This window comes from Pseudoalteromonas sp. G5_S1_14_S5 (assembly GCF_054968605.1).
This window is the reverse complement of record NZ_JBQKUM010000182.1, coordinates 1-1,248: the sequence shown is the minus strand read 5'-3', so window position 1 is coordinate 1,248 and position 1,248 is coordinate 1. Positions and strand designations below refer to the sequence as shown.

Annotated in this window: 1 protein-coding gene; it reads left to right on the top strand. The window is 39.7% G+C overall.

Annotation, left to right across the window (positions count from 1 at the left end; all coding sequences use genetic code 11):
• Positions 1–118 precede the first annotated feature (118 nt).
• On the top strand, positions 119–1,069 hold the full coding sequence (locus ACTRWI_RS22440) for a VirK/YbjX family protein (RefSeq protein WP_499133904.1): 951 nt from the start codon (positions 119–121) through the stop codon (positions 1,067–1,069).
• Positions 1,070–1,248 lie beyond the last annotated feature (179 nt).

Below are 1,248 nucleotides of genomic sequence, written 5' to 3'. Positions count from 1 at the left end.
CACTAAGTAATTATTCTGATTACATTGTCATACATACCCATACATACCTAAATTTCACTTTTCATTATCATCGCAGCCTTGATGTTTATGAGTGTAAAGAACGTAAAACCCAACGCGAATGTGTTCGGGGGATGCTTCTTCTTTTGAGGTGATTATGAATGTAGTTCGTATGGGAATTGACGCTAATGTCCATAAAAAAAAGGGCAAGTACAAGGCGATAGCTAAGTTTACAATTCGAGCATTGTTTTATTACTCAGATACGAAAAAGCTGAATGAGAGTTTCAACTCTGATGAGAGAAGACTCTTGTTTAAAAAACAACCAAATTTCCTATCTAAGTTTGTCACTCCCTACCTATGTAATGGCTTTAGCAAAAAGCAGAAAATCGAAATTTTATCAAAGCATTACGATTGGTTTGAAAATACGTTCAACACTCCAGCTCGACACAACATTTACAACGAAAGAATCAACCTTTTAGAGTTAAACATTGGTGAACAAACTTACTTACTCAATCTCAGCTTTGAGCGCAATTCAAGAAAAGAAGGCGAGCTAACGCTGTCGCTGACTGATTCACAATTGAATAAGATGTACACCCTATCTTTCTCTGTCTTCAACAATGATATCTACATCGGTGGTGTTCAAGGTGGCGCAAATGATAACGGGTTCAGCCGAGCGTTCACCAAAGCATTTTACGGCTTAAGACCTAAATCCTTCATCGTTGAAACACTAAGACTGATGGCTGCAGGCTTGGGTATCACACACATTTACGCAGTCAACGAAGCGAGCCATGTATCAAACTCATTCCGCTATGGAAAGAAAAGCAAAGATATCACTCTAAAATATGATGAGCTTTGGGAAGAGCATAACGGAGAGCAACATAACACGTGTTTTTACGTATTGCCTTTACGCGCAACAAGAAAAGATCTTGAGCCGCTTAAACGCCAAAAACGAAAGCTATATCGCCAACGTTACGCTTGGTTAGACCAATATGAAGAAGATCTTATAGCCGCTATTAACCCTCACCTACAGGCTCCTATCACGTTAAACGTAGATTTAGCGAAAGCAAGTTGAGAGAGTGTAAACTCGCCACACCTTCTTAACATCCGCAAATAAGTGACTTGTGACACAGAAAAGCCTCGTATTCACGGGGCTTTTTAACACGTTCCCATAATCCCCCCCTCACTAATTAACGCATTTCCAAAGCCCTGCATCTTAAATCTAGAGCGAAAAACAGGATAAGAAGCAAGTTC